General features: G+C 68.9%; 3 protein-coding genes. 1 reads left to right on the top strand and 2 read right to left on the bottom strand.

Features of this window, described 5'->3' with window-relative positions; genetic code table 11:
- Positions 1–447 (bottom strand): ATP-binding cassette domain-containing protein (locus ACFWF3_RS29200; protein WP_379316787.1); only part of this gene is annotated, 447 nt, incomplete at its 3' end.
- A gap of 608 nt (positions 448–1,055) precedes the next feature.
- Between ACFWF3_RS29200 and ACFWF3_RS29195 the strand changes: the two genes are divergently transcribed.
- Positions 1,056–2,639 carry a serine hydrolase domain-containing protein gene (locus ACFWF3_RS29195; protein WP_379316785.1) on the top strand — a complete coding sequence of 528 codons (1,584 nt, stop codon included), beginning with the start codon at positions 1,056–1,058 and terminating at the stop codon, positions 2,637–2,639.
- A 42-nt stretch (positions 2,640–2,681) separates the two neighbouring features.
- Here ACFWF3_RS29195 and ACFWF3_RS29190 read toward each other — a convergent pair.
- Positions 2,682–3,392 (bottom strand): acyl-CoA dehydrogenase (locus tag ACFWF3_RS29190; protein WP_379316783.1); only part of this gene is annotated, 711 nt, incomplete at its 5' end.

Below are 3,392 nucleotides of genomic sequence, written 5' to 3'. Positions count from 1 at the left end.
GGCGCCTGCCAGGTCGAGGCGCCTGCGCATACCGCCCGAGTAACCCTTCACCGGCCGGTCGGCCGCGTCGCTGAGGCGGAAGCGGTCGAGCAGTTCGCGGGCCCGCTCCTTACTTCGCTGGGTGCCGAGGTGGTAGAGCCTGCCGACCATTTCGAGGTTCTCGAAACCGGTGAGGTATTCGTCGACGGCGGAATACTGGCCGGAGGCACCGATGCGCGAGCGCAGGGCCTGTGGGTTGCCGAGCACATCGATACCGGCGACGGTGGCGGTGCCCTCGTCGGGTATCAGCAGCGTGGTGAGAACGCGAACAGTCGTGGTCTTTCCCGCGCCGTTGGGGCCGAGAAGCGCGGTGACGGTACCTTCCGGAACGGACAGGTCGAGTCCGTCGAGGGCGACGAGCTGCCCGTACCGTTTGACCAGACCCTCGGCGACGATTGCGTCGGGCATGATTCTCCTGAAGTCGTGGTTGGCGATGCTGTGCCCAGTATTGCCCTACCCACCGACAAGTCGCATCCCAAATTTCCGCGCGACCGCAAGTCAGATGTACACAATTGTTCGACATGCCGACGTGTCGCGACACGCGGCGAATCGGACTGATTTTCTGTCTCCCGACACGAACAAGAGCGCCTGTTCGCTGGACGGTCGCCACACGCGAGACGAGAACATGTTCACCGGCGATTCCCCGTAAAACCTTGCGTACCAGCCGATTCCGATGTTCGTAAGACACCTGACAGGTACCGGGAGCGCGCACCGGCCGATCGCCGCACCCCGGACCACCGCCGACACCCGCACCGGCACCCGAAAAATCTCGTGAACTCGCCCGGTGCGCGTACACGAATTCCGCGCGTATCGCGTAGGATCGTTCAGGTCGGCCCCTCCCCCCCCGGGCCGACCCTACGCGGGCCTCGGCTAACTCCCCCCCTTCGCCGAGGCCCGCTCCCCATTTTCCGGCAAGGTCGCAGCTCGGTAGATCAGCCGAAGCGCACCGCAACGCCGGGCGTCACAGTCCGGCCACGTTCCGGCGATCACCCGGCAACCAGGGTTATCGTCGGCCCATGGTGCCTGGTCGCGGTGCGATCGCCGGGGTCGTCCTCTCGATGACGATCCTCGTTGGTTGTAGCGGATCCACCGACGACACGCACACCACCACGACGACCACCGCCGAGCTCCCCCCGAATCAAGTCGCCGGTGTCGCCCTGCCCGCCGACGCGGTCGGCAAAGCCGTCGGGCAGCTCGACGAACTGGTGGGCTCGCTGATGGACTCCAGCCGCATTCCCGGCATGGCCGTCGCCGTGGTCCATGGTGGAAAGACCGTGTACGCCAAGGGTTTCGGTGTTCGCGCGGCAGGCACGCCCGACAAGGTCGACGCCGACACCGTCTTCCAACTCGCCTCGGTGTCGAAGTCGCTCGCCGCGACCGTCGTGGCCGACCAGGTCGGCGCGGACACGATCGAGTGGACGACCCCGGTGGTCGCCCACCTCCCGTCGTTCGCGCTGGCCGATCCCGCCACCACCGCCCAGCTCACCGTCGGCGACCTGTTCGCGCACCGCAGCGGCCTGCCCGATCACGCGGGCGACCGGCTCGAAGACCTCGGCTACGACCAGGCCGCGATCTTCGACAAGCTGCGCCTCGAGCCACTCGACCCCTTCCGGATCACCTATCACTACACCAACTTCGGACTCACCGCCGGCGCCGAAGCCGTGGCCGCGGCGGCCGGGAAGGATTGGGCCCAACTCTCGTCGGATGCCCTCTACACGCCACTCGGCATGCGCGACACCAGCTCTCGCTTCGACGACTTCCTCGCCCGGCCGAATCACGCGGTGGGACACGTGAACATCGACGGCGACTGGGTGGCCCGCTACGTGCGCGACCCCGACCCCCAGTCCCCCGCCGGCGGGGCGAGCTCCTCGGTGAACGATATGGCCCGCTGGCTCACGATGCTGCTCGGTAACGGCACGGCGGGCGCGACAACCATCGCCCCGCCCGAAGCGCTGCTGCCCGCCGTCACACCCCAGATCGTCTCGGCGCCGCCCGCCTCCCCCACCGCGCGGGCGGGCAGCTACGGGTACGGCTTCAATGTGTCGGTATCCGCGGCCGGGCGCACCGCCACCAGTCATTCCGGCGCCTTCGGCCTCGGCGCGGCGACCAACTTCCTGGTGATCCCGTCCGCCGACGTGGCCATCGTCGCGCTGACGAACGCCGCGCCGCTCGGCATCCCGGAGACGTTGACCGCCGAGTTCGCCGACCTGGTGCAGTTCGGCGAGGTGCGCGAGGACTGGCGCGGCCTGTACCGCGACGCTTTCGCCGCCATCGACGATCCGGAAGGTGCCCTGTCCGGTCGGCCCGCCCCGGCGAATCCTGCCCCCGCACAGCCGCTACCGACCTACGAGGGCATCTACGACAGCGCCTATTGGGGACCCGCCACGATCGTCGCGACCGATAGCGGCTTGCGCCTGACCATCGGCCCCGAGCAGCGGACCTATCAACTCCGGCACTGGGACGGCGACACCTTCGCCTTCGACCTGAGCGGCGAGAACGCCCCGCCCGGCAGCGTCACCTCGGCGCGGTTCGCCGACGGCACACTGACCATCGACTACTTCGACGAGAGCGGTCTCGGCACGTTCACCAGAACAAAGTGACGTAGCACCAGAACAAAGTGACACAGCACCGGAACCGGTCGATCAGGCGAGGTTGCGCCACGCGGTCGCCAGCCGCGCCGCCCGCACCTTGCCCGCGACCCCGAGCAGCGGCGCATCACGCTCCCAGCGCTTCCTGACCTCCGGATCCACCGGCGCCCACAGCGGCTCCAGTTCGGTACGCAGACCGGTCAGCCGATCGAAGATGCCGCCGAGCGCGATGTGCACACCCGGGGAGCTCGGGTCCTCGGCACCGACCCCACGCACCGCCGCAAACAGCGCCAGCAGCTGTTCTACGGGCTCCGCGGGCCACTGCGCTAGCCGGGCGACCCGAATGAGCTGACCGAGCACAGCGGCCACCACATGCAGGTCCTCGACCGTCCGGAACGGCTTCAGGTAGTCGGCGTAGCCGTCACCGGGCAGCAGCTCGCCCGGCGCGGCATCGAAGACGACTTCCGCGTGTGGGATCTCCGGCGCGAACGGCAGCGTGGGCAGCGGCGTCACCGCGGCGGACGCACCGGCGCCGACGAGCACGGCGCGCAGCAGCGGCCTGCCGTCGGGCTGGGTGCCGGAGCGGGCGATCACCAGGAACCGATCGGCGAACGCGCCCAGCGTGGCGAAGGATTTGGTGCCGCTGACGGTGCCGTCCTCGCGCACTGTTGTCGTCATCGTCGACGGTCGCGCACCGGCGCCCTCGGTCGCGCACATCGAGGAGAGCTCGGCGGGATCGAGCGAGGGAACCAGCGCGAGTACTGG

It is taken from the genome of Nocardia sp. NPDC060220 (assembly GCF_042727815.1).
Lineage (GTDB): Bacteria > Actinomycetota > Actinomycetes > Mycobacteriales > Mycobacteriaceae > Nocardia.
The sequence above is the reverse complement of the archived record's forward strand: the minus strand, read 5'-3'. Positions and strand labels throughout refer to the sequence as shown.